We start from the raw sequence: 24,352 nt of genomic DNA on the forward strand, positions 1-24,352 counted from the left end.
CTGCGCGCAGGTGAGGAACCGACGAACTGTGGTGCCCGCTGTGTTGTTCGCCTCGGCGCCGTGGTGCCGCCGAGGCGATGCCGAGCGGGAGATCGCACACCGGCACCCACGCGGACCAGCGGCGAACCTGCGCTCGCATCGGGGCAGCAGCTCACGGAGGGTGCTCACGCAGAGCGACGGTCCTCGCCGCACCGGTCCCAGCTCACTCCGGCGACCCGCCCGTGATCACGTCCGCTTCCGGTGCGCCGCCCACACGGCCTCCGCCGCGGCGCGCCACGTGAACTCGCGCGCGCGGTCGCGGCCGAGGCGCACCAGTTCCGCCGCGCGCGCCGGCGACCCGAGGACCTCGCGCAGCCCCGCCGCCAGCGCCACCGCATCACCCCGCGGAACGACCACCCCCGCGCCGCCGGCGACCTCCACCAGAGCCGGCACGTCGGTGTGCACCACGGGGACCCCGGAGGCCATCGCTTCCAGGAGCGGCAGCCCGAAGCCCTCCGCCAAGCTGGGTACCGCCAGCACGCTCGCGCCGCGCAGGGCCGTGGCCAGTTCGGCGTCGGTGACCTTGCCCAGCACGTGCACGTCCGTCAGGCCGCGCGAAGCGGCGAGCGCGACCGGGTCGATGTCGCCCCAGCCGGGCTGGCCGGCGAGTACCAAGGCGACATCGCCGACCGCGGCGACGGCGTCCACCAGCACGTCGATGCCCTTGCGCGGCTCGATGGTCCCCACCGCCAGCACGTACTTCGACGGCAGGTCCAGCGCCGCCGAACCCTGGGGCACCGTCACGCCGTGGGGCACCACGCGCACCGGCGCCGTCACGTCCACCAGCACGGCCAGCTCGTCGGCCACCGCCCGCGTCGGCACGATCAAGGTCGACGCCCGGCGCGCGGCGCGCGCGATCATCGACCGGTGCCAGCTCACGCCGCGGGCGGTCAGGGTCTCGGGGTGGGTCCACGGCACGGTGTCGTGCACGGTCACGGTCAGCGTCTTGCCCGCGGGCGGGCGCGGCGGGGCGAACGGCGTCGGCGCGTGCACCGCGTCGCCGCCCGGCCACCACCGCACGCCCAGCTGCCACAGGCCGACCAGGGCGCGTGGCGGTATCGGGAGCACGCGCGGCCCCTCGACACCTTCCACCACCGCGCTCGAAGTATCCGCGTGGCGCGCGACCACGCTCGACACCGTCCAGCCCGGCGGCGCGGTGCGCGCCAGCGCGGGCAGCAGTTCGGCGGTGTACCGGCCCGTACCACCCGGGACGGGGGCGAGCAGCTGCTCGGCGAGCACTACCAGTTCGGGCACGCCGCTATTCTCACCCAGGTGACCAGCGCGGAAACCGGCAGCACCGTCGTCGTGGTCACCTGGCGTGGCGCGGCTCACGTCGAAACCTGCCTCGACGCCCTCGCCGCCCAGACGCGTCCACATCGGACGCTCGTGATCGACAACGCCTCCGACGACGGCACCGCCGCCCTCCTGCGCCGCCACCCGTCGAAACCGCAGGTCATCCGGCTCAGGCGCAACACCGGCTACGCGGGCGCGATGGCCGTGGCCCTCGACCGCACGACAACCCCGCACATGGCCTGGCTCAACGACGACGCCGCCCCCGAGCCCACCTGGCTCGCCGAGCTCGAAGACACCCTCGCCGAACAGCCGCTGGCCGCCGCCGCCACGAGCCGACTGGAGCTGGCCGACGGCACCACCCAGTCGACCGGCGTCCGCCTCACCGCCGACGGCCACGGCGCCGACCTCACCGAACCCGCCGACGAGGTCTTCGGCTTCTGCGGCGGCGCCGCGCTCCTGCGGACCGACGCCGTGCGCGCCGTCGGCGGCGTGCCCGCGAGCTTCTTCTGCTACTACGAGGACACCGACACCGCGTGGCGCCTGCGCCTCGCCGGCTGGCACGTCGTCTCCGCCCCGAAGGCCCGCGTCCGCCACCTGCACGGCGCCAGCACCAAACCCGGCTCGCCGCTGTTCCACCGCTGGAACGAACGCAACCGCCTGCTGATGCTCCTCAGATGCGCCCCGGCCATGATCGCCGTGCGCGAGATCGTCCGCTTCGCCCTGATCACCGCACTGCTCCCCCTCCGCCGCGCCAAGCCCGGCGCCGCCAACTTCCACGTCGGCCTCCGCGCTCGCGTGCTGGCCGAAGTCGCGCTGAAACTGCCCGCCACCCTGCGCGCCCGCAGACGCACAGGCGAGATCACCACCCTCGGCCGAGGGGCGATCTGGGACGCCTGGGCGGGCCTTTAAGCTGGGCAAGGCCCGACATCACGGACAGGAGCTCGTTTTGGCGCTGGGGGAACCGCAACCGCTCGTCTCGGTGATCGTGGTGAACTACCGCGGCGCGGAGGACACGATCACCTGCCTTCGCGCACTGTCGGCCGACCTGGACTACGAGCACGTCGAGCTGATCTGCGTCGAGAACGCCTCCGGGGGCGACGACGCCGAGCGCATCCGCGCCGCCGTGCCGGACGTGAAGCTGATCGAGTCGCCCGTGAACAGCGGCTTCGCCGGGGGCTGCAACCTCGGTGCGAAGCACGCGGGCGGCACCGTCCTCGCGTTCCTCAACAACGACGCCCGCCCGGCGCCCGCGTGGGTCTCCGCGGCTGTCGCCCAGCTGCAGGCGCAGCCGACCGTCGCGGCGGTGGCGAGCAAGGTCGTCGACTGGGACGGCACCGGCACCGACTTCGTCGACGCGGGCCTGACCTGGTTCGGCATGGGCTACAAGCGCCACGCGGGCAGCCCGCTGGCCGACGTGCCCGAGGCCGAGCGCGACGTCGCCAAGGACGTGCTCTTCGGCACCGGCTCGGCGATGTTCGTGCGCGCCTCGGTGTTCGCCGAGCTCGGCGGGTTCGACGAACGATTCTTCATGTTCTACGAGGACGTCGACCTCGGCTGGCGGCTGAACCTGCGCGGCTGGCGCGTGCGCTATGTGCCGGAATCGCTGGCGTACCACCGTCACCACGGCACGATGTCGGCCGTCGACGCGCCCGAGACCGGCCGCGAGACCTTCCTGCTGGAACGCAACGCGCTCGCCGCCCTGTACAAGAACCTCTCCGACGAGTCGCTGGCGAAGGCCCTGCCCGCGGCGCTCGCGCTGGCCGTCCGGCGCGCGACCGCCCGCGGCGGGCTGGACCCCGAGCAGCTGAACCTCGAAAAGGGCGTCGGCCCGGTCGAGACGGGTGACCTCGCGGTGCCGCGGACGACCGTGGCGGGGATGCTGGCCATCGACCGGTTCGTGGAGATGATGCCGTCGCTGGCCGAGTCCCGCGCCGAGGAGCAGGCCGCCCGCGTCCGCACCGACGCCGACCTGCTTCCCTTGCTGCGCAAGGCTTTGGAGCCCGCGTATCCCCTGCCGGACTACCTGCGCGCCCACGACATCCTCGTCGAGGCCTTCGGCATCGAGGCCGTGTTCGGGCAGCGCCGCAAGATCCTCGTGCTCACGGGCGACTCGATCACCGAGCGCATGGCCGGCCCCGCGATCCGCGCGTGGAACATCGCCGCCACGCTCGCCGCCGAGCACGAAGTGCACCTGATGACCACCAACCCGCTGCTCTCGCCGCCGGCCGCGGCGTTCCGCATCAGCTCGGGCAAGTTCCGCGACCTCGACGCCCCCATCGAGTGGGCCGACGTGATCATCCTGCAGGGTCACGTGCTGGAGCTCGCACCGACGCTGAAGAAGCAGCACGCGAACAAGATCGTGGTCGCCGACGTCTACGACCCCATGCACCTGGAGCTGCTGGAGCAGGGCAAGGGCGTGGCCGACGATCAGCGCGCGCTCGACCTCGCGGGCGTCACGAAGGTGCTCGACGCACAGCTGGAACGCGCTGACTTCTTCCTCTGCGCTTCGGAGCGGCAGCGCCATTTCTGGCTGGGCCACCTCGCCGCGCTGGGCCGGCTCTCGCCGCGCCTCTACGACGCCGACCCGACCACGCAGTCGCTGCTGGCCGTGGTGCCGTTCGGCCTTTCGCCGCAGGAACCCGTGCGCACCGGCCCCGGCCTGCGCGCGTCGCTGGGCCTCGGCGAGTCCGACCGCGTGGTGCTGTGGGCCGGCGGCGTGTACAGCTGGTTCGACCCGCTCACGCTCATCCGCGCGATGGATCTGCTCCGCCAGAACCGGGACGACGCGCGGCTCGTGTTCCTGGGTATGAAGCACCCGAACCCCGAAGTCGCCGAGATGGACATCGGCGCGCGCACCATCCGCCTGGCCGACTCGCTGGGCCTCACCGACAAGCACGTGTTCTTCAACGAGCAGTGGGTGCCCTACGACGAGCGCCAGAACTGGCTGCTCGACGCCAACTGCGGCGTGACCACGCACTACGAACACGTCGAGACCACCTTCGCCTTCCGCACCCGCGTGCTCGACTACCTGTGGGCGGGCCTGCCGATCGTCACCACGGACGGCGACGCGTTCGCCGACCTCGTCCGCACCGAACGGCTCGGGGTCGTCGTGCCGGCCGAAGACGCGGAGGCGCTGGCGGCCGCGCTGGAGAAGTCGCTCTACGACGAGGAGTTCGCGGCCGGCTGCGTCGAACGGATCGCCGAGGTCGCGCGCCGCTACGCGTGGCCGGAGGCGCTGAAGCCACTGGTGGAGTTCTGCCGCAACCCGCGGCCCGCCGCCGACCGGCTGCCCGGCGGAGCGGACCTCACGACCACCGCCCCCGTCCGCGGCACGGCCCTGGTCCGCCGCGACGTCGACCTCGTCCGCGAGTACCTCGCGCAGGGCGGCCCGAGCGAGCTGGCCCGCCGCGTCGGCGGCCGCGTCGTGAAGGTCGCCCGGCAACGGTTGCGCCGTGGCTGACCGACCGTTGCGCGTGCTGCTCGACGGCACCCCGCTGCTCGGCTCCCGCACCGGCATCGGCCGGTACACGGCGGCGCTGAGCGAGGAACTGGCGTCGATGTCCGAAGTGGACCCTCGCGCCGTGGCGTTCACGTTGCGCGGCTGGCGAAAGCTGCGCGGGGTGCTGCCCCACGGCGCTCGGGCTCGCGGTATGCCGGTGCCCGCGCGGCTGTTGCGACGCGCGTGGCTGCGGTCCGAGCTCCCGCCGGTCGAGCTGTTCGCCGGCCCGACCGACGTCGTCCACGGCACCAACTTCGTCCTCCCCGGCCGCCTGCGCGCCGCCGGCGTGCTGACCATCCACGACCTGGCCTTCCTCGACGAACCCGGCGAGCTCGCGCCGTCCGACCGGACGCTGCCGGAGCTGGTGCGGCGCGGCGCCCACCGCGCCGACGTCATCTGCACCCCCACGGCGGCCGTCGCGGACTCGGTCGCCGAGCGGCTCGACGTCTCCCGGGACAAGATCGTCGTCACCCCGCTCGGGGTGAACCCGGCGTGGTTCACCGCGCGTCCGCCGGACGACGGCCAGCGCGCAAAGCTCCGCCTGCCCGAGAAGTACCTGCTGTTCGCCGGCGCAGCCGGGCCGCGCAAGGGCCTCGACTGGCTGGCCCGCACGCACGCGTCGGCACCCGATCTGCCCCCGCTGGTCTTCGCCGGGCCGGGTCCGTTCCCGCGGCTGCCCCGCTCCGGGCAGACGGGGTATCTGTCCGATGTGGACCTCAGGACCGTCGTCGCCGGGGCCGCCGCGTTGGTGCTGCCGTCGCGCGACGAGGGCTTCGGGCTGCCAGTGCTGGAGGCCATGGCGTCCGACGTTCCCGTGGTGTGCACGGACATTCCGGCGCTGCGGGAAGTGGCCGGTCCGTGTGCGACGCTCGTGCCCTACGACGACGTCGACGGCTTGGCGACGGCCCTGCGGCAAGCCGTGCTCGATCCCCACGCGACGGCCACGTCCACGGCCCGCCGCACGCACGCCGCCGGCTTCACCTGGCGCAACTGCGCGACACTGACCGTCGAGGCCTACCGCCGGGCCGCCAATCGCTGAACCCTCGGTGAGGGCGCACGCCGCGTGCGCCCTCACGAGTCAGCTCCGGAAGTACTCGGCCAGCGCCTCGCGCCACGGCCGCAACGGCGTCAGCCCCGCCTCGCGCCAGGACGCGTTGGACAGCACCGAATACGCGGGCCGCGGTGCCGGCCGCGGAAACTCCTCGGTCGTGCACGGCCGCACCCGCTCGGGATCCGCGCCGATCTCCTCGAAGATCGCCTTCGCGAACCCGCACCACGTCACCTCGCCCCCGCCGGTGCAGTGCAGCACTCGCGACGACGGCCCCTCACCGGCCGCGATCCGGCCGGCCAGCTCCACGAGCCCACCGGCCAGGTCCGCGGACCACGTCGGCGACCCGACCTGGTCGTCCACCACGGTCAGCTGGTCCTTCTCGCTCTCCAGCCGCTGGATGGTCTTGACGAAGTTGGTCCCGCTCTTGCCGTAGACCCAGCTCGTGCGCACCACCCAGGCCGACGCGCCGGACCCCAGCACCGCGTCCTCGCCGGCCGCCTTGGTCCGCCCGTACGCGCTCTTCGGGCCCAGCTCGTCCGTGACCTCGTACGGCCGCGAAGCGTCACCCGGGAACACGTAGTCCGTGGACACGTGCACCAGCGGCACCCGCCGCGACGAGCACACCGCGGCGAGCACCCGCGGCCCGTCGGCGTTGACCCCGAACGCGCGGACCTCGTCCTGCTCGGCCGCGTCGACCGCCGTGTAGGCCGCCGCGTTCACGACCACCGGGGCCGCGCCCGAGGCGGCGGCACGGGAGACCAGCGCGGCGAGCGCCCCGACCACCTCGCCGGCCGAGCGGAGATCCAGCTCCGCCGAAGCCGGCGCGACCACCTCCACCTCGGGACCCGCGAGCGCTGCCAGGTCGCGGCCGAGCTGGCCGGAACCGCCGGGGACGAGCAGAGCGAGCCGCACCGTCTTACCTCCACACGAAAAACTTCACGAGCACGAAAAAAGTTCAGGATGTGCCGAGCGCGGCGCGGCCCTTCAGCGGCTCCCACCACGCGCGGTTGTCGGTGTACCAGCGCACCGTACCCGCCAGACCGTCCTCGAAGGACACCCGCGGAGCGTAACCGAGCTCGGAGCTGATCTTGGTGATGTCGACGCTGTAGCGCCGGTCGTGGCCCTTGCGGTCTTCAACCGGCTCCACGCGCTCCCAGCCGACGCCCACCGCGTCGAGCAGCCGCCCGGTCAGCTCGCGGTTGGTGAGCTCCGTGCCACCGCCGATGTTGTAGATCTCGCCCGCCCGCCCGCCGTCGGCGACGAGCTGGATGCCGTGGCAGTGGTCGTCGACGTGGAGCCAGTCGCGCACGTTCAGGCCGTCGCCGTAGAGAGGCACTTTCAGCCCGTCGAGGAGGTTGGTGGTGAACAGCGGGATGACCTTTTCAGGGAACTGGTACGGCCCGTAGTTGTTCGAGCACCGGGTGACGCACACGGGCAGCCCGTGCGTGCGGAAGAAGGAGCGCGCGATCAGGTCCGAGGACGCTTTCGACGCCGAGTACGGCGAATTCGGCTCCAGCACGTGGTCTTCCGACCACGAACCGTCCGCGATGGACCCGTAGACCTCGTCGGTGGACACGTGCACGAACTTGCCGACGCCGGCCTCCAGCGCGGCCTGCAGCAGCGTCTGGGTGCCCAGCACGTTGGTGAGCACGAAGTCGGCCGAGCCCAGGATCGAACGGTCCACATGCGACTCCGCAGCGAAGTGCACCACCAGGTCGACGCCGCGCATCAGGTCCGAGACCAGGGGGGCGTCGCAGATGTCGCCGCGGACGAACCGCAGGCGGGGGCTGCCGGCGACCGGGTCGAGGTTCGCCTCGTTGCCGGCGTACGTGAGCTTGTCCAGCACCACGACCTCGGCGTCACGCAGAGTCGGGTAGGCACCCGAAACCACCTGCCGGACGTAGTGCGATCCGATGAACCCCGCACCGCCCGTGACCAGGACTCGCATCCTTCTCCACCCTTCGTGCCCGCTTCTCGTGCCCGACCGGGCAATCCGACCACCAGACTACGGATGACTCACACGAGACTCGGTAGAGTCTCCCGGAGGCACTCCGGTGCCCACGGGGGCATGGGTGGGGGAGGAACGCGTGACCGAGTGGCCTGGGTCGCCGCTGCCGTCGCAGCGGGTACCCGCAGCACGCGGCCGCGGCGTGCTCGTGGGGCTGCGCCGCGGTGGCAAGGTCGTGCTCTCGGTCCTCTCGATCGTGGTCCTCGCGCTGACCTGGTACGGCTGGCAGTTCATCGGCGACCCGCAGGCCGGGTTCACGACCACGCAGATCTTCGACCAGCCCGAGGCGCACGCCAGACCGCTCGACGGCGCCATCGACATCCTCCTCGTGGGCCAGGACAGCCGCACCGACGCGCAGGGCAACCCGCTGCCGCGCGAGGTGCTCGACATGCTCCACGCCGGCATCGCGGACGGTGAAAAGCAGACCGACACGATGATCCTGGTGCACATCCCCCAGAACGGTCAGCACGCCGTCGCGATCTCCTTCCCGCGCGACTCCTGGGTGGAGATCACCGGCGGCTTCGGCAAGCACAAGCTCAACAGCGCGTATGTGTACGCCTACAACGACACGTTCAAGACGCTGCAGAACCAGGGCGACACCGACCTCAAGGACGTCGACCAGAAGTCCAAGGTGGCCGGTCGCAAGAACCTCGTCGCCACGCTGGAGAAGTTCATCGGCAAGCCGGGCATGATCGACCGCTACGCCGAGGTGAACCTCGCGAGCTTCTACGAGATCACGAAGGCCATCGACGGCGTGGACGTGTGCCTGAACAAGGCCGTGAAGGAGAAGAAGTCCGGCGTGGACCTGCCGGCGGGCCGCCAGAGCATCTCGGGCGTGCAGGCGCTCGCGTTCGTGCGCCAGCGCTACGGCCTGCCCAACGGCGACCTCGACCGCATCGCGCGCCAGCAGGCGTTCCTCTCCGGCCTGGCCAACAAGGTGCTTTCCGGCGACGTGCTGACCAACCCGGCCAAGATCGCGCAGCTCGTGGCCGCGGTGAAGAAGTCCGTGGTGCTCTCCGAGGGCTGGGACCTCACCGAGTTCGCCGAGCAGATGCGCGGCCTGACGGGCGGCAACGTCGAGTTCCACACCATCCCCACGCAGGGCAACGCGGTGATCGGCGGCGCCGACGTGCTGCGCGTCGACCCGGCCCAGGTGCAGGCGGAGGTCGACCGGCTCACCTCCGACGGCACGCCCGACACCCCCACCTCGGCGCCGGCCACCCTGCCCGGCGCCGGCGCCGTCACGGTCGAGCTGTTCGACGGCAGCGGCGCCGACGTCGCCACGCAGACCCGCGCCCTGTTGCAGGGCAAGGGCTTCAAGCTCACCGGCGACACGAAGCTGTCCACCCGGTCGAGCACGGTGGTCCGCTACAACCCTGCCGACGACGCCGCGCTCACGCTCGTCCGCCAGGCCCTCGGCGGCGACCTCGAGGCCGAGCCGGACTCCGACGTCACCGCCGGGCACGTGCGCGTACTGCTGGGCAAGGACCGCCTCGGCGCCGGTGCCGGATCGGGGTCGGCGGTCACGACCACCCCGACGAAGCCGAGCACGCCGCCCGCACCACCCGCTCCGCCGATTACGGCCGGCGGAGTGCCCTGCGTCAACTAGAGTCGGGCACTCAGCGTGGTGGCCGGGGGCGGCCTCTAGGCTGGGCTATGGGGAGGTACGTGGGGTGGACGAGAACGAGGACAAGCCGGACCGGGCCGAGAGCTCGGAGCCGTCGGAGCCGCCAGCGCCGTCTTCGGAAGAGACTTCGAAAGAGGCTTCGGAAGAAACTGCCGAGCCGGCCGCAGCCGACGAGACCCCGGACACGGACAGTGACGAATCCACGGAGTCTTCCGAGTGGAAGCCGTCGCCCTACCCCCGGTTGGACCTGCCACAGCCGACGGTGCGGACCCCGCGTGTCCGTCCGGGCCGAGCCGGCCGGATCACCCGGCGGATCGCGCTCGGGCTCGTCTCGGTGCTGGCGCTGGGCGCCACCGGCTACGCGTACGTGACGAAGGACCAGCTGCAGAGCAACGTCCCCACCACCGACGTCCTCACCCCCCGCGCGGGCGAACCGCCGGCCCCGCCGGCCGACGACGGCGCCACCGACATCCTGCTCGTCGGCAGCGACGCGCGCACCGACGCGCAGGGCAACCCGCTGCCGCCGAGCATGCTGAAGTCGCTGCGCACCGAGGAGAAAGCGGGGATCAACACCGACACGATCATCCTGCTGCGCTTCCCGAAGGACGGCAGCAAGCCGTCGGGCGTCTCGATTCCGCGCGACAGCTGGGTCGACATCCCAGGCCGCGGCCAGGCGAAGATCAACTCGGCGTATGGCGTGGCGAAGGCCCAGTTCGCCGAGGCCGAGCGCGCCAAGGGCGAGCGGGACCAGGCGAAGATCGAGCGCGACTCCGACAGCGAGGGCCGGCGCGTACTGGTCCAGACCGTGCAGGACCTCACGCAGATCCGGGTGGACCACTACGCCGAGATCAACCTGCTGGGCTTCTACCTCCTCACCGAGGCCCTCGGCGGCGTGAAGGTGTGCCTGAACCACTCGACGTCGGACAAGGACTCGGGCGCGGACTTCCGCCGCGGCGTGCAGACGGTGTCGGGCGGCGAGGCGCTGTCGTTCGTGCGCCAGCGCAAGAACCTGCCCCACGGCGACCTCGACCGAATCGTGCGGCAGCAGGCGTTCCTGTCCTCGGCGCTGCACCAGGTGCTGTCGGCGGGCACGCTGACCAGCCCGTCGACGATGAGCAGCCTCATGGACGCCGTGCACCGCTCGATCACGCTCGACGACGGCCTCGACGTGCTCGACTTCGCGCAGCAGGTGAAGGGCGTGGCGTCCGGCGACCTGAACTTCACGACCGTGCCGGTGATCACGGCCAACGGCCGCAGCGCCGACGGGCAGAGCATCGTCGAGATCGACCCGACGGCAGTGCGCAAGTTCGTCGCCGGCCTGGTCGGGCGCACGCCGATGGGCGGTGGCGGGGCCGCGGCCGGCGCGCCCGCCCGGCAACTGCAGTCGGGCATCCCCGGCGTGCCCTGCGTCGACTGAAGCCCCGGCTAGCCTGGGCGGCATGAGCCTCACCGAACAGCTGCTGCGCCCGCTGCTGGCGTCGCCCGCGAAACCGCTGATCACGCACTACGACGACCAGCTCGGCAGCCGCGTCGAGCTGTCGGTGGCGACCACTCTGAACTGGGCCGCGAAGACGGCCAACTGGCTCGTCGACGAGTTCGACGTCGAGCCGGGCGACGACGTCGCCGTGCAGCTGCCCGCCCACTGGCAGACCGCCGGCATCCTGCTCGGCGCCTGGTGGTGCGGCGCCCGCGTCGTCCCCGAGCCGAACGGCGCCCGCGTGGTGTTCATCGGCCCGGACGCTTCCGTCGACGCCCCGGCCGTCGCGGTGGTCTCCCTCGACCCGATGGGCCGGGGGCTGTCCGCTCCCCCGGCGGGCGGCGCCCTCGACTACCTCACCGAGGCACGGATGTCGGGCGACCAGTTCACGCCGCTGTCCCCCATCCCCGGTGACACACCGGCTCTGGGATCGTCCACTGTGGACGAGATCTTGGCGGAGGCCCGTGCACGGGCGGAGAAACTGGGCCTGAGCGCCTCCGACCGCGCCCTGTCCACCCTGGACTGGACGATCCCCGACGGTGTCCTGGACGGCTTCCTCGTGCCCCTGGCCGCGAGCACCCACCTCGTCCAGGTCACCCACGCGGACCCGGCGAAGCTCGACCGCAAACGCGACGCCGAACGCACCACCACCGACCTCGGCTGACGTCCCTGCCGGGCACCTGCAGGAGAACCTCCGCAGGTGCCCGGCACGGAAACGCCGTGGTCAGACGGTTTCCAGCTCACCGACCTGCGCCACCCGGGCCTCACGCTTGCGCCAGAACAGGACGTGGTCCAGCGACAGGCGGCCGCCGTTGAAGCCGAGGGCGAGGGCGGCCAGGCCGAGCACCAGGACGAGCTCGTAGCCGCCCGTGCCGGTGAGGCCGTTGGCCGCGTGGACCGAAAGCAGTGCGCCCGCCATGTCCACGACGTAGCCGACCGCGATCAGCGGCAGCAGGAAGCCGGCGACGAACGCGATCGAGCCGAGCACCTCGAGGATGATCACGAAGACCGCCGCGATCGTGGGCAGCGGCACGCCGACCTGGCCGAAGAAGTCCGCGGTGGCGCCGACCCCGCTGTTCCACTTCTGCAGGCCGTGGGCGAAGAACACCACGGCCACGCCGATGCGGCCGAGCAGCAGTGCGACGTCCTTGACTCGAGCGAACATGAAAACTCCTGATCGGTGATCTTCCCACTGTCCCGGCCCACAGTAGGTCGGCGGGCGCCGCCGAAGCCCGCTTCGGCGAGTGATCGACAGGAAACCGACAGGCACCGGAAAATACTCGCTGTACGCGCCCGTCACCGAGCGGTAGCGTGCCCACCGCCCTGTTCGAGACGGTGAGGAGACCCCGATGCGCCGACAGTCCGACCGACCCCAGTTCGGCCTGTCCATCGCATCGATGAGGACCTCACCCGCCCATGACCCCGCAACTCAAGACGCTCACGCTTGGCATCCTCGCGCACGTCGACGCCGGTAAAACCAGCCTGACCGAGCGACTGCTCTTCGAGACCGGCGTGATCGGCCGGCTCGGCAGCGTCGACTCCGGCGACACCCAGACCGACTCCCTGGAGCTCGAACGCCGCCGCGGCATCACCATCAAGTCGGCCGTGGTCGCCGTGACCACGGGCGAGCACCGGCTCACGCTCGTGGACACCCCCGGCCACTCCGATTTCATCGCGGAGGTCGAACGTGCCCTCGGTGTGCTCGACGGCGCCGTGCTCGTGGTGTCCGCGGCCGACGGCGTGCAGGCGCAGACCCGCGTGCTCATGCGGACCCTCACGCGCCTCGGCATTCCCGTGCTCGTGTTCGTGAACAAGATCGACCGCGTGGGCGCGCAGGAAACCGCCCTGCTCGACGCCCTGCGCGCGAGGCTTTCCCCGCGTTGCGTCGCACTCGACACCGTGACCGGGCTCGGGACGCCGCAGGCGAAACCCGTTCCGCTGCCACCCGGCGAGGAGCTGGCCGAGGCGCTGGCGGACGACGACGAGTTCCTGGCGTCCTATGTGGAGGGACGCGAACCGGACTACCAGGCGGCCCTGGTCCGCCAGGTCGCGCGCGCAGCCGTGCACCCGGTGGTTTTCGGCTCGGCGATCACCGGCTCGGGCGTGGCCGCGCTCGTTTCGCGCGTGCGGGAGCTGTTCCCGGCAAGGGAACGCGTCGAGGCCGGAGAGCTGGCCGCCACCGTGTTCAAGATCGAGCGCGGGCGGGCCGGGGAGAAGATCGCGTACGTCCGCGTGCGGTCGGGTTCGCTGAGCCCGCGCCGGCCGGTTCCCTTCCACCGCCGCGAAACCGATGGCACGGTCACCGAGCTGACCGGCCGCGCCTCCGCGGTGCGCGTCTACGAACACGGCGCCACCCCGGTCGACGGCCCGGCGTGCGCCGGCGACGTCGCCCGCGTGTGGGGCCTCAAGGACGTGCGGATCGGCGACCACCTGGGTGAGCCCGACGACACGGCCGCGCCCGGCTTCTTCGCCCCGCCCAGCCTGGAGACGGTGGTGCGGCCCGTCGACCCGGACGACGCCGTGGCCCTGTACTCGGCGTTGGAACGACTGTCCGAACAGGACCCGTTGATCAGCGTCCGCCGCCACGAACACGAATTGTCCGTACGGCTCTACGGCGAAGTCCAGAAGGAGGTGGTCCGCTCGACGCTGGCCGAGGACTTCGGACTGGCCGCGGAGTTCGAGGAGTCCCGCATCCTGCTCGTCGAACGCCTCTGCCGGGCGGGCCACGCCGTGGGCCACCGGGCGCCTGACGAACGCGTGTACTTCTGGGCCACCGTCGGCCTGCGCGTGGAACCCGGCCCGCCGGCCTCGGGCGTCGCGTACCGGCTGGGGGTGGAGCTCGGCTCGCTGCCGCTGGCGTTCCACAAGGCGATCGAGGACACCGTGCGCGAACAGCTGCGCCACCGTCCGCGTCCGGTGATCGACTGCGTGGTGACCCTGACCGAAGCCGCGTTCTTCCCGCCGCTCACCACGGCAGGCGACTTCCGTGGCATGACCGCGCTCGTGCTCGCCGAAGCCCTGCGCGCAGCCGTCACCCGCGTGCACGAACCCGTGCACAGCTTCGAGGTCGAGGCCCCGGCGAACGCGGTGAGCGGCGTGCTCCGCAAGCTCGTGGAGCTGCGCGCGGTGCCCGACGAGCCGAAGGTCACGGCCACCGGCTGCACCGTCACCGGCACGATCCCGGCCGCGGCCCTGCACGAGTTCGAACAGGCGTTGCCCGCGCTGACGCAGGGCGAGGGGGTGTTCTTCAGCGAGTTCGCAGAATACCGGCCGCGCTGAGCGTCACCGTTTGTGCGCCCACGCCGCCCCGAAGCAGTACGCGCCGAAGGCGGCGAGTCCCAACGCGACGATCGTGAGCAGCGCGGTGCCGAACGGCTGCCCGGCCAACGTCCGCAGCGCCGCGTCGAGACCGCCGGCCTCACGCGCGTCGGACCGCAGACCGGCGTACCCGAGGAGGACGGCAACCAGGAGGAGCACCACGCCTTTCGCCACGTATCCGACCGTGCCGAGGCGGGCCACCCAGCGCCGGCTGCCCCGCGGCAGCTCACTGGTGTCGAGGTCTTCGAGGAACGACTGCCGCACGCCCTTCACGCCGGAAGCGACGGCCACCGCGGCCACGCAGCACGCCGTGATCACCACGAGCGCGGGCCCGGCGGGCAACGCGAGCACCTTCCCCGTGGCCTCCTGCTGGCGCTGGTTGCCCGCGGACGAACCGGCGCCGGCCGCGATCCGGATCGCGCTGTACCCCAGCGCGAACACCACGATCGCGCGGCCGCCCGAGCCGAGGCGCTTGCGCACCCGTTTGCCGCCGGACACCCACTCGTACCCGGTCGCGGCCATGAGCACCTGCCACAACCCGAACGCGATCAGCCCGACCGCGAGCACCCACAGCACCACGATGCCGAACGCGTTGGAGCCGATCTCCTCCAGCGCACCGTTCTGGTCCGCGGGTTCACCGCTGCCACCGCCGGACGCGATACGCAGCGCGAGATACGCGATTATCAAGTGCACCAGGCCATAACACGACATCCCGGCGCGGCCGAGCGTTTGCGCGACCTTGCTGCGGCGCGGGTTTTCGACGTGGGATCTCGCCGCGGCCGCGGCGGACTGTGGAGCGGTCATCGGGCACCTCCGTTCCCGGAGGCTTACCCGCGCGCGCCGGCCGTTACCCGCCCGGACGTGGATGGTGCCGGTGATTGGGCCGTTCGGCGCAACCGACTCGACTGTCGCGTGTGGACTCAGGCCGGCCGGCGGCGCACGGAGTCGAGCTCGGCCCAGCCGCCGTGGGTGGCCAGGAGCGTCAGCACCTGCTCGGCGTGGGCGGCGAAGCGCTGGAGGTCTTCGTGGAGCTTGGGCGCGCGGTCGGAGTCCAGTGGCGCGAAGTCGTCCCACCACAGCCCGATCACGGCGCTCGCGCACAGCGCCAGCGCCTGGATGACGTGCACGAACTCTTCCGACGGGTCGGCGGAGGTCTCGCGGTACACGGTCTCGATGTCGTCGCACGCGTCGAGCAGTTCGCGCAGCTGCTTGACCGCGTCGGCGGGGGTGCCGTCCCACGCCGCCGTGGGCCAGGCGCGGTCGCTCAGCTCGAGCCACAGGCGCCAGCCGGCGACCAGCTCGGCGTCGTCGCTCGGCTTCCAGGTGTCAGGGACCGGCCAGAACATGTCGACGACTGTGACACTCGGCCGCGGGCCTGCACAACCGGAATGGCACAACGGGACGAAAAGAGTTCGCGTTTGTACCTACTTCTGGAATCCTCGTTACGTGCTGATCCGCGACGCGACGGGCGAAGACTGGCCCGCCATCTGGCCGTTCCTGCACGACATCGCCGCCGCCGGCGAGACCTACGCCCTGCCCCGTGACCTGGGCGAACAGACCGCACGCGACTTCTGGTTGATGTCCCCGCCCGGCCGCACCGTTGTCGCTGGAAACGATTCAGATGACATTCTCGGCTCGGCGAAGATGGGGCCGAACCGCGAAGGACCGGGCTCGCACATCGCGACCGCGAGCTTTATGGTGGCGCCCGCTTCCGCGGGTCGAGGCGTCGGTCGCGCGCTCGGCGAGCACATGCTGGAGTGGGCACGCGCCGAGGGCTACCGCGGGGTGCAGTTCAACGCCGTGGTCGAGACCAACACCCGCGCGGTCGCCCTGTGGACATCACTCGGCTTCACCGTGATCGGCACGGTGCCCGGAGCGTTCCACCACCCGGTGCACGGGTACGTGGGGCTGCACGTGATGTACCAGTCGCTCAGCTGACCACCGGGGGCACGAACACGCACTTCGGGGTCTGCGCGTGCGCCGGGTCGAGGGCGTTGAGCACCTCGCGCTCGGCGATCGGGTCGTACGGGATGCCCAGGTGGTCGGTGAAGTCCGCCGAGCAGACGTCCTGCAGCACGATGTTCTTCACGTTCGAAGCCGGCTTGAGGAACGCGTTGGTGTAGGGCGTGACCACGTCGTCGTACTTGGTCTGGATCACGGTGTAGTCGATGCCGGGCACGGTGTCGCCGCCGGCGTTGAGGTCGGTCAGGAACGCCGAGCCGGTGGACTGCTCGTTGCACGACGCGCACGCCAAGCCCACGAGGTCACGCACTGGCGGGATGGCCTGCAGCGTGCTGAGCAGGCCGTACAGGCTCGTGCCGTAGTTCGACGGCGAGAGGCCGATGAGCTTGCCGATCTTCGAGGCGCCGCCGAGGTACTTGATCCAGTAGCGCGGGTTCATGCCGCCCTGCGAGTGGCCGACGACGTCGAGCTTCGCCGCGCCCGTGGCCGCCAGCACCTTGTCCCCGAACGCCGCGAGCTGTGCGGCCGTGCCCGCGACCGGGCCCACGGTCTGCAGGAAGCTGCCCGGCGAGCCGCCGAAGTTGCCGGCGAACACGCAGTAGCCGTGGTCCGCGAGCACCTTCGAGAGGTTGGCCCAGTTCTCGTACGCGTTGGCCGTGGTGCCGTTGGACAGCAGGACCGGGTTGGGGTGTTCGGCCGTCGGCTTGCAGTTCCAGTCGTTGGCGCCGGGAGGCGCGATGGTCGGCTGCACCACGGAGTACAGCGCGGCCGAGATGATGTTCGGCTGGACCGGACCGGTCGGCTCTTTCACCGCCGCGTCCGCGGTGCCGGTACTCAGGGCGACCGCTCCCAGAGCCGCCACGAGAACCACGACCCGGCGCCCGAACGCGCGCACACCCATCCGCTCCACCTCTCTGTGAACCGATGGTGACCCCAGTCACCTGATCAGTTAACGCGTTGAGAGAGGAACGGAAACTCCTCCAAGTGGGTTACTTGCCCGCAGCGTGGGCTTCGAGGAACTTCTTCAGGTGCGGGTACACGTCCGACGCGTGGGTGAGGCTGAGGAAGTGCGCACCGCTCACGACCGTGACCAGCGGTTCGGCGTTGGGCAGCGCGGCCACGAGCGACTCGGCGCGGGCCATCGGGTACTCGTTGTCGCCGCTGCCGTGCAGCACGAGCACCGGCATCTGGATCTCGCCCGCGCGTTCGAGCACGCTGTCGCGGCTGACGAGCGTCTCCATGATCCGCTGGAACTTCTCCCCCGGGACCTCGAGCCACTTCGTCTTCCAGGCGGACGCCTCGTAGTCGCCGAGGCAGAAGGTGGCGACACCGTCGACCAGCGGCTCCGGCCCGGCGTCGAGCCAGGCGGCGATCAGGTGCCGGTAGACCGTGGCGGTGCCCTCGGCTTCCTTCTCCGCGGACGTGCCGAGCACGGCCAGCGCGGTCACGCGTTCGGGCTGGAGCAACGCCATGCGCAGGGCGATGAACCCGCCCTGGCTGGTGCCGATCACGGCGGCGCGCTCGATGCCGAGGTGGTCCAGTACACCGAACGCGTCGCGGCCGACGTCCCAGTAGTCGAAGTCCGCGTCGGCCGGAGTGCCGCCGTGGCCGCGTTCGTCGATCGCGATGAGCCGGTAGTCCGCGCCGAAGGACTGGACCTGCGGCTCCCACATGTCGATGTCCATCAGGAAGCTGTGCAGCAGCAGGACAGCGGGGCCGTCACCGCCGTAGTCGACGAAGTGGACCTGCTGCCCACCGTTGACGGTCACCGTAGCCATCCGACACCTCCGCGTTGGGGACCAGCATGGCACATGTCTCACGTGCGCCCGGATCGGGCAAGAGGCAGGGAAACCCTCACCCGAATGCCCGACGGTGGCACGGTTTCCCGGCGCGGCGCGGGTCAGTGCACGGCGGCGTGCGCGGCGAGGAAACCCTTGAGGTGCGGGTTGACGTCGGCGGCGTGGGTGAGGCTGAGGAAGTGCGCGCCGTCCACGATCGTGACCAGCGGCTTGGCGTTCGGCAGGCCGTTGACGAGTTCCTCCGCCTTCTCGACGGGGTACGCGCGGTCGGCCGCGCCGTGCAGGACGAGCGTCGGGGTCTGGATCTCACCGAGGCGGTCGAGCAGGCTGTCGCGGCCGGCGAGGACGCCGATCAGCCGGCGGGCGTGCTCACCCTGATAGCGCTCGCGCCACTTGGTCTTCCACCCCGCGGCGTCGAAGCTGTCGCCGAAGCAAATGGCGGCGACGCCGTCGATCACGCCGTCGGGGCCGTCCTGCGCCCACACGTCGCCGAGCTGCCGGTAGACGGCCGCGACCTCATCGGGCTCGGCGTCGGCCGACGTGCCGAGCACGGCCAGCGCGGTCACGCGCTCGGGGGCGAGCAGCGCCATGCGCAGGCCGACGAACCCGCCCTGGCTGGTGCCGATCACGGCGGCGCGGTCGAAGCCGAGGTGGTCGAGCACCGCGAGCGCGTCGCGGGCGACGTCCCAGTAGTCGAAGGGCCCGTCCGCCGGGGTTTCGCCGTGGCCGCGCTCGTCGATCGCGATCAGCCGGTGGTCACCGCGGAACGCTTCGACCTGCGGGAGCCACATGTCGACGTCCATCAGGAAGCTGTGCAGCAGCACGACGGCCGGGCCGTCGCCACCGTGGTCGACGTAGTGGACCTGTTGCCCACCGTTCACGGTCACCGTGGCCACACCGCACCTCCGCATTGAGACAGTCAGACGTTTTGTCTCACGTTCAGGGTGTTTTGGCAAGCGGACTCGGCCATACTGCGCGGATGGCCGGCCCTCCCTCCACCGACGACGTCGTCCGAGCGGCGACCGAGGCGTACCTGCGCGGCCGGCCGATCGACATGTCGGCACTCGCGACCGAGCTCGGCTTGAGCCGCGCGACGCTGTACCGCCGCGTCGGCAACCACGAGCAGCTGCTCGGGCGTGTGCTCGCCGACAGCACCGAACGGACCTACCTGGCGATCGAGGCCGACGTGACCGGTCCCCCGGGCCTCGCGCGCACGCTGGTGGTGGTGGAGCGGTTCATGCGCACCGTCGTCACGCTCGCGCCGCTGAAGGACCTCGCTCGGCGCGACCCCGCGCTGTTCGCGAAGGTGATCATGTCACCCGGCGAGGTCGAGTCACGGGCGGCGCGCCTGTTCACCGAGCTGCTCGACCGCAACGGCCTGCGTTTCGACGCCCCGACGGCGGCCGTCGCGCAGGCCGTGATCCGCATCGGCGACTCGTTCATGTACTCCCAGCTCCTCGGCGGCGAACCGCGGCTCGACGACGCCGTGCAGGTCATCGGGCTGCTGCTCGCCACCGCGAAGTGACGCGCCGCCGTTTCGCCAGCTCGGTGATCAGCGTCGGCTGATCAGCGGCGGCGCAGGCGCTTGTCGAGAATCGCCGGCGTGGGGTTGATGTAGAAGTCGCCCGAGTGCACGTCGACCCCCGGCGGCACGATCTCGTCGATGCGGTCGAGCACGTCGTCGCTCAGCTCCACGTCGGCCCCGGCCAGCAGGTCGGTGAGGTGCTCGGGCCGGCGCGGGCCGATCAGCACCGACGTCACCGCCGGGTGTGCCCGCACGAACGCGATCGCCAGGTGTGGCACGGAGATCCCCGTGTCGGCGGCGAGCTTGGTCAGCTCCGCCACGGCGTCGGCCTTCGCCCGCACGCCCGGCCGCGAGAGGTCGAACATCTGCGCGCCGCGGCCGGCGTTGCGGTGCCCGGCCGTCGGGTCGGCGCGGCCGGAGAGCCAGCCGGAGTTGAGCGGGCCGAACGTGAGCACGCCCATGCCGTAGCGCTGCGCGGTCGGCAGCACGCGCTGCTCGACGCCGCGTGTGAGGATCGAGTACGGCGGCTGCTCGGTGCGGAACCGGTGGTGGCCGCGGCGGTCGGCCATCCACTGCGCTTCCACGGTCTCCTCCGGCGAGAAGAACGAGCTGCCGATCGCCCGCACCTTGCCCTCGCGCACGAGGTCCGACAGCGCGCCGAGCGTCTCGTCGATGTCGGTGTCCGGGTCGGGCCGGTGCAGCTGGTAGAGGTCCACGTAGTCGGTGCCGAGGCGGCGCAGGCTGTCCTCCAGCGCGCGCTTGACCCAGCGCGGTGAGCCGCCGCGCTGGTTCGGGTCCTCGCCCATGGGCAGGCCGAACTTCGTCGCCAGCACCACGTTGTCGCGCCGCCCCGCGAGCGCCTTGCCGACGATCTCCTCCGACTCCCCGGCCGAGTAGACGTCGGCCGTGTCGAGGAAGTTGATGCCGGCGTCGATCGCCCCGTGGATCATCCGCACCGACTCGTCGTGGTCGGTGTTGCCCATGGCGCCGAACATCATCGTGCCGAGCGCGTATTCGCTCACGGAGATGCCGGTGCCGCCGAGAATGCGTCGTTTCATGGTTCCCACGCAACCACCGTTCGCGCCCGAGGTGAGAGGACTCCCTCGACCGGGGGTCCAGCAGACCCCCTCTCGGGGCGGCGATCGGCCTTACGCTGGGTCGCATGAGCGAGCAACTCCGGGACTTCCTGCGCTCGCGCCGCGCGAAGATCACCCCCGCCGACGCGGGCCTCACCCCGCACCCCGGCGCCCGGCGCGTGCCCGGCCTCCGCCGCGAGGAGGTCGCACAGCTCGCCGGCGTCAGCGTGGACTACTACGTCCGCCTCGAACGCGGCCGCAACCTCAACGTCTCCGAGTCCGTCCTCGACGCCATCTCCCGCGCCCTGCAGCTCAACGACCTCGAGCGCACCCACCTGTTCACCCTCGCCAAGCCCACGCGCTCCCGGCCGCGGCCCCTGCCGCCCCAGCGCGTGCGCCCGGGCCTGCAGCTCGTGCTCGACAGCCTCCACCACGTGCCGGCCATCGTGCTGGGCCGCCGCATGGACGTGCTCGCCGCCAACCGCCTCGCCGGCGCCCTCTACACCGACTTCGACGCCCTCGCGCCTCGCTCCCGCAACATGGCCCGGCTCATCTTCCTCGACGACACCGTCCGCGGCCTCTACACCGACTGGGAAAGCGCCGCCCGCGGCGTCGTCGCCACCCTCCACCTCTACGCCGGCCGTTACCCCCACGACCCCGCGCTCGCGGAGCTCATCGGCGAACTCTCCCTGCGCGACCAGGACTTCCGCCGCTGGTGGGCCGACCACGACGTCTTCGAACGCACCCACGGCGTCAAGCACTACCACCACCCGCTCGTCGGCGAGCTGACCCTCGGCTACGAAGCCATGACCCCCGTCGACGACCCCGAGCAAACCCTCGGCATCACGACCGTCGAGCCGGGCTCCCCTTCCGAGGAACGCCTGCGCCTCCTGGCGAGCTGGATGTCACCGGCCAAAGTGGACGGTTAGCTTCCCCTCGAGTGCTCCTCCTCTCCCTGGGTCGCGACCAGACGTGCGCGCAACGCCTCCCACACCTCGGCGTCGTCGGGATCGAGCACCTGACCCCGCTCCCGCAACACCCGCTCCACTTCCGCCAGCAGCCGCACGGCCCCTGCGGCGTCCCCATCCCGCTCCGCCAGCACGGCACTCGCGAGCACGCCGTACGGCACCAGGTCACCGACGCCGTGCTCCCCCGCGTACCGCCGAACTCCCTCGAACAACTCCCGCGCCCGGTCGACGTCGCCCGCCTCCAGCTCCACGTACCCGAGGTTCAGCTGCTCCCAGACCACGAGATCAGCCAGCCCCGCCCCCTCCCGCAACGCGATGCTCCGCGCGAACAACTCCCGCGCTTCCTCCGGCTCGCCCCTCATCCGAGCGACCGCCGCCAGCACATGCACTGGCCCCCGCTCCAACGCGGAATCACCATCCCGGCGCGCGACCTCGAGCGCCTCCACGGCCAGTTCCCGGCACCCGGCCAAGTCCCCACTCCGCACGGCAACCCTGGCCAACATGCACAGCGCCTCGACCTCGCCGGCGGCGTCACCCGCGGCCTTCGCCCGCCCGAGCTCCGCGCGACTCAACCGCTCGACAACCGCCGTCTGCCCTCACCGAAACGCAGCGAGCGCTTCTTCCGCAAACGCCATCCCTCTCCCGCCCAGCGACCGACCCACCGGAGGCCACCCGGCCGTCGCGGAGACTCATCCAGTGCTCCTCGTGCAGCACAGTGCTCCATCAGCACCGCTGTCACCCAGCGTGCCTCAAGCGGCGCTGCGCGTCAAGCACTACACTGCTCCTCGTGCAGGATCACCCGGAACCGCAGCGCGAAGCGCCCGGCGACGCCATCGGCGCCCAAGCCGAGCGCGCCTTCGCCCTGAACTTGCGGGCGCTGAGAGAAGAACTGGGCGTGTCCCAGGCAGGGCTGGCGAAGAAGCTGGAACGAGTGGGCATCCAGCTCGACAGCACGGCCATCACCCGCATCGAGAAACACGCCGACGGGACCACCGGGCGGACAATTCGTCTCAGCGAAGCCGTCGCCATCGCGAAGGTCCTCAACACATCGCTCGCGAACATGGTCCTGCCCGCGCGCTCGAGCCTGTTCGAGCAACTGTCCCACGCGACAGAAGAGCTGGAATCCGCGACCGACGCCGCCGACACCGCCAACCGTCACCGCGACGATGCCGAGGAAAAAGTCCGCACGCTGCAAAGCCGCTTCGTCGAGCGTGAAGTCCCCAGCCTGCAAGAGATCCTGCGCTACACCGCGCGAGATCTGCACCGCCTGGCCGACGCCTGGAGCGAACAGCGGGAATCGTTCAAACACCAGCGGATCAACCTGGCGAAGAACGCCGACGCGACCGACCCCGAAACCGAGTCGAGACTGCTGCAGCTCGAAGAAAAAGAACTGATCTGCCTCGACGTCCTCTACCGGATCGAAGACGCCGCCAAGATCCGCGCCGGCTGGCGACGCCAATGAAAAAGCCCGCGCACCCGGAGAAGGGTGCGCGGGCCGACAACCAGGAAACTCAACCCTTGAGCAGCGCCCGGGCCATCACCATGCGCTGGATCTGGTTGGTGCCTTCGTAGATCTGCGTGATCTTCGCGTCGCGCATCATGCGCTCGACCGGGAAGTCGCGGGTGTAGCCGGCGCCGCCGAACAGCTGCACGGCGTCGGTGGTCACCGACATCGCGATGTCGGACGCGTAGGCCTTCGCGGCCGACGCCATGAAGCCCGCGCGCTTGTCGCCGCGCTCGGAAGCGGCGGCGGAGGCGTAAACGAGGTGGCGGGCCGCCTCGATCTTCGTGCCCATGTCGGCGAGCATGAACTGCACGCCCTGGAACTCGGAGATCGACTTGCCGAACTGCTTGCGGTCCTTGACGTACGCGATCGCGGCGTCCAGGGCACCCTGCGCGATGCCCAGCGCCTGCGCGCCGATGGTCGGGCGCGTGTGGTCGAGCGTCTTCAGCGCGGTCTTCAGCCCCGTGCCCGGTTCGCCGATGATGCGCTCGGCCGGGATCGTGCAGTTCTCGAAGTAGATCTCGCGCGTCGGCGAGCCCTTGATGCCGAGCTTGCGCTCCTTCGGCCCCACGGAGAAGCCCGGGTCGTCCTTGTGCACGACGAACGCGGAAATACCGTTGGACTTCTTCTCCGCGTCCGGGTCGCTCACGGCCATCACCGTGTACCACGAAGATTCACCCGCGTTGGTGATCCACGCCTTCGTGCCGTTGAGCACCCAGTGATCACCGTCGAGCTTCGCCCGCGCACGCATCGACGCGGTGTCCGAGCCGGCTTCGCGCTCCGACAGCGCGTACGACGCCATCGCCTCGCCCCGCGCGATCGACGGCAGCACGATCTTCTTCAGCTCTTCCGAGGCCGACAGGATGATCGGCTGCGTGCCCAGCTTGTTCACCGCCGGGATCAGCGACGCCGACGCGTCGACCCGCGCGACCTCCTCGATCACGATGCAGGCGCCCACGGCGTCGGCACCCTGGCCGTCGTACTCCTCACCGATGTGCACGGCGTTGAAGCCCGACTTGGTCAGAGCCTCCAGCGCCTCGGTCGGGAACCGCTCGTTCTCGTCGACCTCGGCCGCGTACGGCGCGATCTGCTTCTCGGCCAGAGCCCGGACCGCGGCCCGCAGCTCCTCGTGCTCCTCGGCAAGCTGGTACAGGCCCTCGGCCACTTCCGTCACCTTCTCTGCAGCAATGGGGAGAGTTTTGTCGA

The 24,352-nt window shown here is 71.1% G+C and carries 23 protein-coding genes; 11 read left to right on the forward strand and 12 right to left on the reverse strand.

All coding sequences use genetic code 11. The features are described 5' to 3' along the window. Positions 1-225: 225 nt before the first annotated feature. The gene (locus tag AB0K15_RS21685) at positions 226-1,293 is read right to left on the reverse strand and encodes a glycosyltransferase family 1 protein (protein WP_364053111.1); all 1,068 of its coding nucleotides are present in this window, start codon (positions 1,291-1,293) and stop codon (positions 226-228) included. Positions 1,294-1,311: 18 nt separating this feature from the next. On the opposite strand from AB0K15_RS21685, the gene AB0K15_RS21690 reads away from it, so the two are divergent. Genes AB0K15_RS21690 through AB0K15_RS21700 form a run of 3 tightly spaced genes read left to right on the forward strand, consistent with a single transcriptional unit; the run spans position 1,312 to position 5,870 of the window. Next, positions 1,312-2,241 carry a glycosyltransferase family 2 protein gene (locus tag AB0K15_RS21690; RefSeq protein WP_364053114.1) on the forward strand — a complete coding sequence of 310 codons (930 nt, stop codon included), beginning with the start codon at positions 1,312-1,314 and terminating at the stop codon, positions 2,239-2,241. A gap of 37 nt (positions 2,242-2,278) precedes the next feature. Next, on the forward strand, positions 2,279-4,792 hold the full coding sequence (locus AB0K15_RS21695; protein ID WP_364053117.1) for a glycosyltransferase: 2,514 nt from the start codon (positions 2,279-2,281) through the stop codon (positions 4,790-4,792). Continuing rightward, positions 4,785-5,870 carry a glycosyltransferase family 1 protein gene (locus AB0K15_RS21700; RefSeq protein WP_364053120.1) on the forward strand — a complete coding sequence of 362 codons (1,086 nt, stop codon included), beginning with the start codon at positions 4,785-4,787 and terminating at the stop codon, positions 5,868-5,870. Before AB0K15_RS21695 ends, AB0K15_RS21700 begins: the two co-directional genes overlap by 8 nt. A 39-nt stretch (positions 5,871-5,909) precedes the next feature. Here AB0K15_RS21700 and rfbD read toward each other — a convergent pair whose 3' ends face one another. Then, a complete protein-coding gene (gene rfbD, locus AB0K15_RS21705) occupies positions 5,910-6,794 on the reverse strand; it encodes a dTDP-4-dehydrorhamnose reductase (protein WP_364053123.1) in 885 nt (294 codons plus the stop codon). Positions 6,795-6,837: 43 nt separating this feature from the next. Next, positions 6,838-7,830: a dTDP-glucose 4,6-dehydratase gene (gene rfbB, locus AB0K15_RS21710; RefSeq protein ID WP_364053126.1), complete on the reverse strand. Its 993-nt coding sequence runs from the start codon at positions 7,828-7,830 to the stop codon at positions 6,838-6,840. A gap of 139 nt (positions 7,831-7,969) precedes the next feature. On the opposite strand from rfbB, the gene AB0K15_RS21715 reads away from it, so the two are divergent. The 3 genes from AB0K15_RS21715 (at position 7,970) to AB0K15_RS21725 (ending at position 11,658) form a co-directional block, all read left to right on the forward strand. After that, positions 7,970-9,499: an LCP family protein gene (locus AB0K15_RS21715; RefSeq protein WP_364053128.1), complete on the forward strand. Its 1,530-nt coding sequence runs from the start codon at positions 7,970-7,972 to the stop codon at positions 9,497-9,499. 280 nt (positions 9,500-9,779) lie between these two features. Further along, positions 9,780-10,934 carry an LCP family protein gene (locus tag AB0K15_RS21720; protein WP_364053832.1) on the forward strand — a complete coding sequence of 385 codons (1,155 nt, stop codon included), beginning with the start codon at positions 9,780-9,782 and terminating at the stop codon, positions 10,932-10,934. Between the two features lie 22 nt (positions 10,935-10,956). Beyond that, complete coding sequence (locus AB0K15_RS21725) at positions 10,957-11,658, forward strand: TIGR03089 family protein (RefSeq protein WP_364053131.1); 702 nt, start codon at positions 10,957-10,959, stop codon at positions 11,656-11,658. A gap of 60 nt (positions 11,659-11,718) precedes the next feature. Here AB0K15_RS21725 and AB0K15_RS21730 read toward each other — a convergent pair whose 3' ends face one another. Continuing rightward, the gene (locus tag AB0K15_RS21730; RefSeq protein WP_364053134.1) at positions 11,719-12,159 is read right to left on the reverse strand and encodes a DoxX family protein; all 441 of its coding nucleotides are present in this window, start codon (positions 12,157-12,159) and stop codon (positions 11,719-11,721) included. A 251-nt stretch (positions 12,160-12,410) separates the two neighbouring features. Between AB0K15_RS21730 and AB0K15_RS21735 the strand changes: the two genes are divergently transcribed. Then, complete coding sequence (locus AB0K15_RS21735; RefSeq protein ID WP_364053137.1) at positions 12,411-14,273, forward strand: translation factor GTPase family protein; 1,863 nt, start codon at positions 12,411-12,413, stop codon at positions 14,271-14,273. Positions 14,274-14,276: 3 nt separating this feature from the next. On the opposite strand, the gene AB0K15_RS21740 is transcribed toward AB0K15_RS21735, so the two are convergent. Further along, the gene (locus AB0K15_RS21740) at positions 14,277-15,116 is read right to left on the reverse strand and encodes a DUF1206 domain-containing protein (RefSeq protein ID WP_364053140.1); all 840 of its coding nucleotides are present in this window, start codon (positions 15,114-15,116) and stop codon (positions 14,277-14,279) included. Between the two features lie 116 nt (positions 15,117-15,232). Continuing rightward, entirely contained in the window at positions 15,233-15,658 is a 426-nt protein-coding gene (locus AB0K15_RS21745) for a hypothetical protein (RefSeq protein ID WP_364053143.1), read from the reverse strand. 100 nt (positions 15,659-15,758) lie between these two features. Between AB0K15_RS21745 and AB0K15_RS21750 the strand changes: the two genes are divergently transcribed. After that, complete coding sequence (locus AB0K15_RS21750) at positions 15,759-16,250, forward strand: N-acetyltransferase (RefSeq protein WP_364053146.1); 492 nt, start codon at positions 15,759-15,761, stop codon at positions 16,248-16,250. Here the strand turns inward: AB0K15_RS21750 and AB0K15_RS21755 are convergent. From AB0K15_RS21755 to AB0K15_RS21765, 3 genes are all read right to left on the reverse strand, one after another. Further along, a complete protein-coding gene (locus AB0K15_RS21755; RefSeq protein WP_364053149.1) occupies positions 16,243-17,175 on the reverse strand; it encodes an alpha/beta fold hydrolase in 933 nt (310 codons plus the stop codon). The genes AB0K15_RS21750 and AB0K15_RS21755 overlap by 8 nt on opposite strands. Before the next feature lie 88 nt (positions 17,176-17,263). Then, the gene (locus AB0K15_RS21760; protein WP_364053152.1) at positions 17,264-18,052 is read right to left on the reverse strand and encodes an alpha/beta hydrolase; all 789 of its coding nucleotides are present in this window, start codon (positions 18,050-18,052) and stop codon (positions 17,264-17,266) included. Positions 18,053-18,174: 122 nt separating this feature from the next. Continuing rightward, entirely contained in the window at positions 18,175-18,969 is a 795-nt protein-coding gene (locus AB0K15_RS21765; RefSeq protein WP_364053155.1) for an alpha/beta hydrolase, read from the reverse strand. A gap of 83 nt (positions 18,970-19,052) precedes the next feature. Between AB0K15_RS21765 and AB0K15_RS21770 the strand changes: the two genes are divergently transcribed. Next, positions 19,053-19,598 carry a QsdR family transcriptional regulator gene (locus tag AB0K15_RS21770; protein ID WP_364053158.1) on the forward strand — a complete coding sequence of 182 codons (546 nt, stop codon included), beginning with the start codon at positions 19,053-19,055 and terminating at the stop codon, positions 19,596-19,598. Between the two features lie 41 nt (positions 19,599-19,639). Here the strand turns inward: AB0K15_RS21770 and AB0K15_RS21775 are convergent, their stop codons facing one another. Beyond that, positions 19,640-20,656, reverse strand: coding sequence for an aldo/keto reductase (locus AB0K15_RS21775; protein ID WP_364053161.1), 1,017 nt, complete (start codon positions 20,654-20,656; stop codon positions 19,640-19,642). Positions 20,657-20,760: 104 nt separating this feature from the next. Between AB0K15_RS21775 and AB0K15_RS21780 the strand changes: the two genes are divergently transcribed. Continuing rightward, positions 20,761-21,603 (forward strand): helix-turn-helix transcriptional regulator, encoded by an 843-nt coding sequence (locus tag AB0K15_RS21780; RefSeq protein WP_364053164.1) that lies wholly within the window; start codon positions 20,761-20,763, stop codon positions 21,601-21,603. Here the strand turns inward: AB0K15_RS21780 and AB0K15_RS21785 are convergent. Further along, positions 21,600-22,145, reverse strand: a complete 546-nt coding sequence (locus AB0K15_RS21785) for a tetratricopeptide repeat protein (RefSeq protein WP_364053835.1) — start codon at positions 22,143-22,145, stop codon at positions 21,600-21,602. The genes AB0K15_RS21780 and AB0K15_RS21785 overlap by 4 nt on opposite strands. 284 nt (positions 22,146-22,429) lie before the next feature. Between AB0K15_RS21785 and AB0K15_RS21790 the strand changes: the two genes are divergently transcribed. Beyond that, entirely contained in the window at positions 22,430-23,104 is a 675-nt protein-coding gene (locus AB0K15_RS21790) for a helix-turn-helix transcriptional regulator (protein WP_364053167.1), read from the forward strand. 49 nt (positions 23,105-23,153) lie between these two features. Here AB0K15_RS21790 and AB0K15_RS21795 read toward each other — a convergent pair whose 3' ends face one another. Continuing rightward, complete coding sequence (locus AB0K15_RS21795) at positions 23,154-24,320, reverse strand: acyl-CoA dehydrogenase family protein (RefSeq protein ID WP_364053170.1); 1,167 nt, start codon at positions 24,318-24,320, stop codon at positions 23,154-23,156. Between the last annotated feature and the right edge of the window lie 32 nt (positions 24,321-24,352).

It is taken from the genome of Amycolatopsis sp. NPDC049253 (assembly GCF_040678995.1).
Lineage (GTDB): Bacteria > Actinomycetota > Actinomycetes > Mycobacteriales > Pseudonocardiaceae > Amycolatopsis.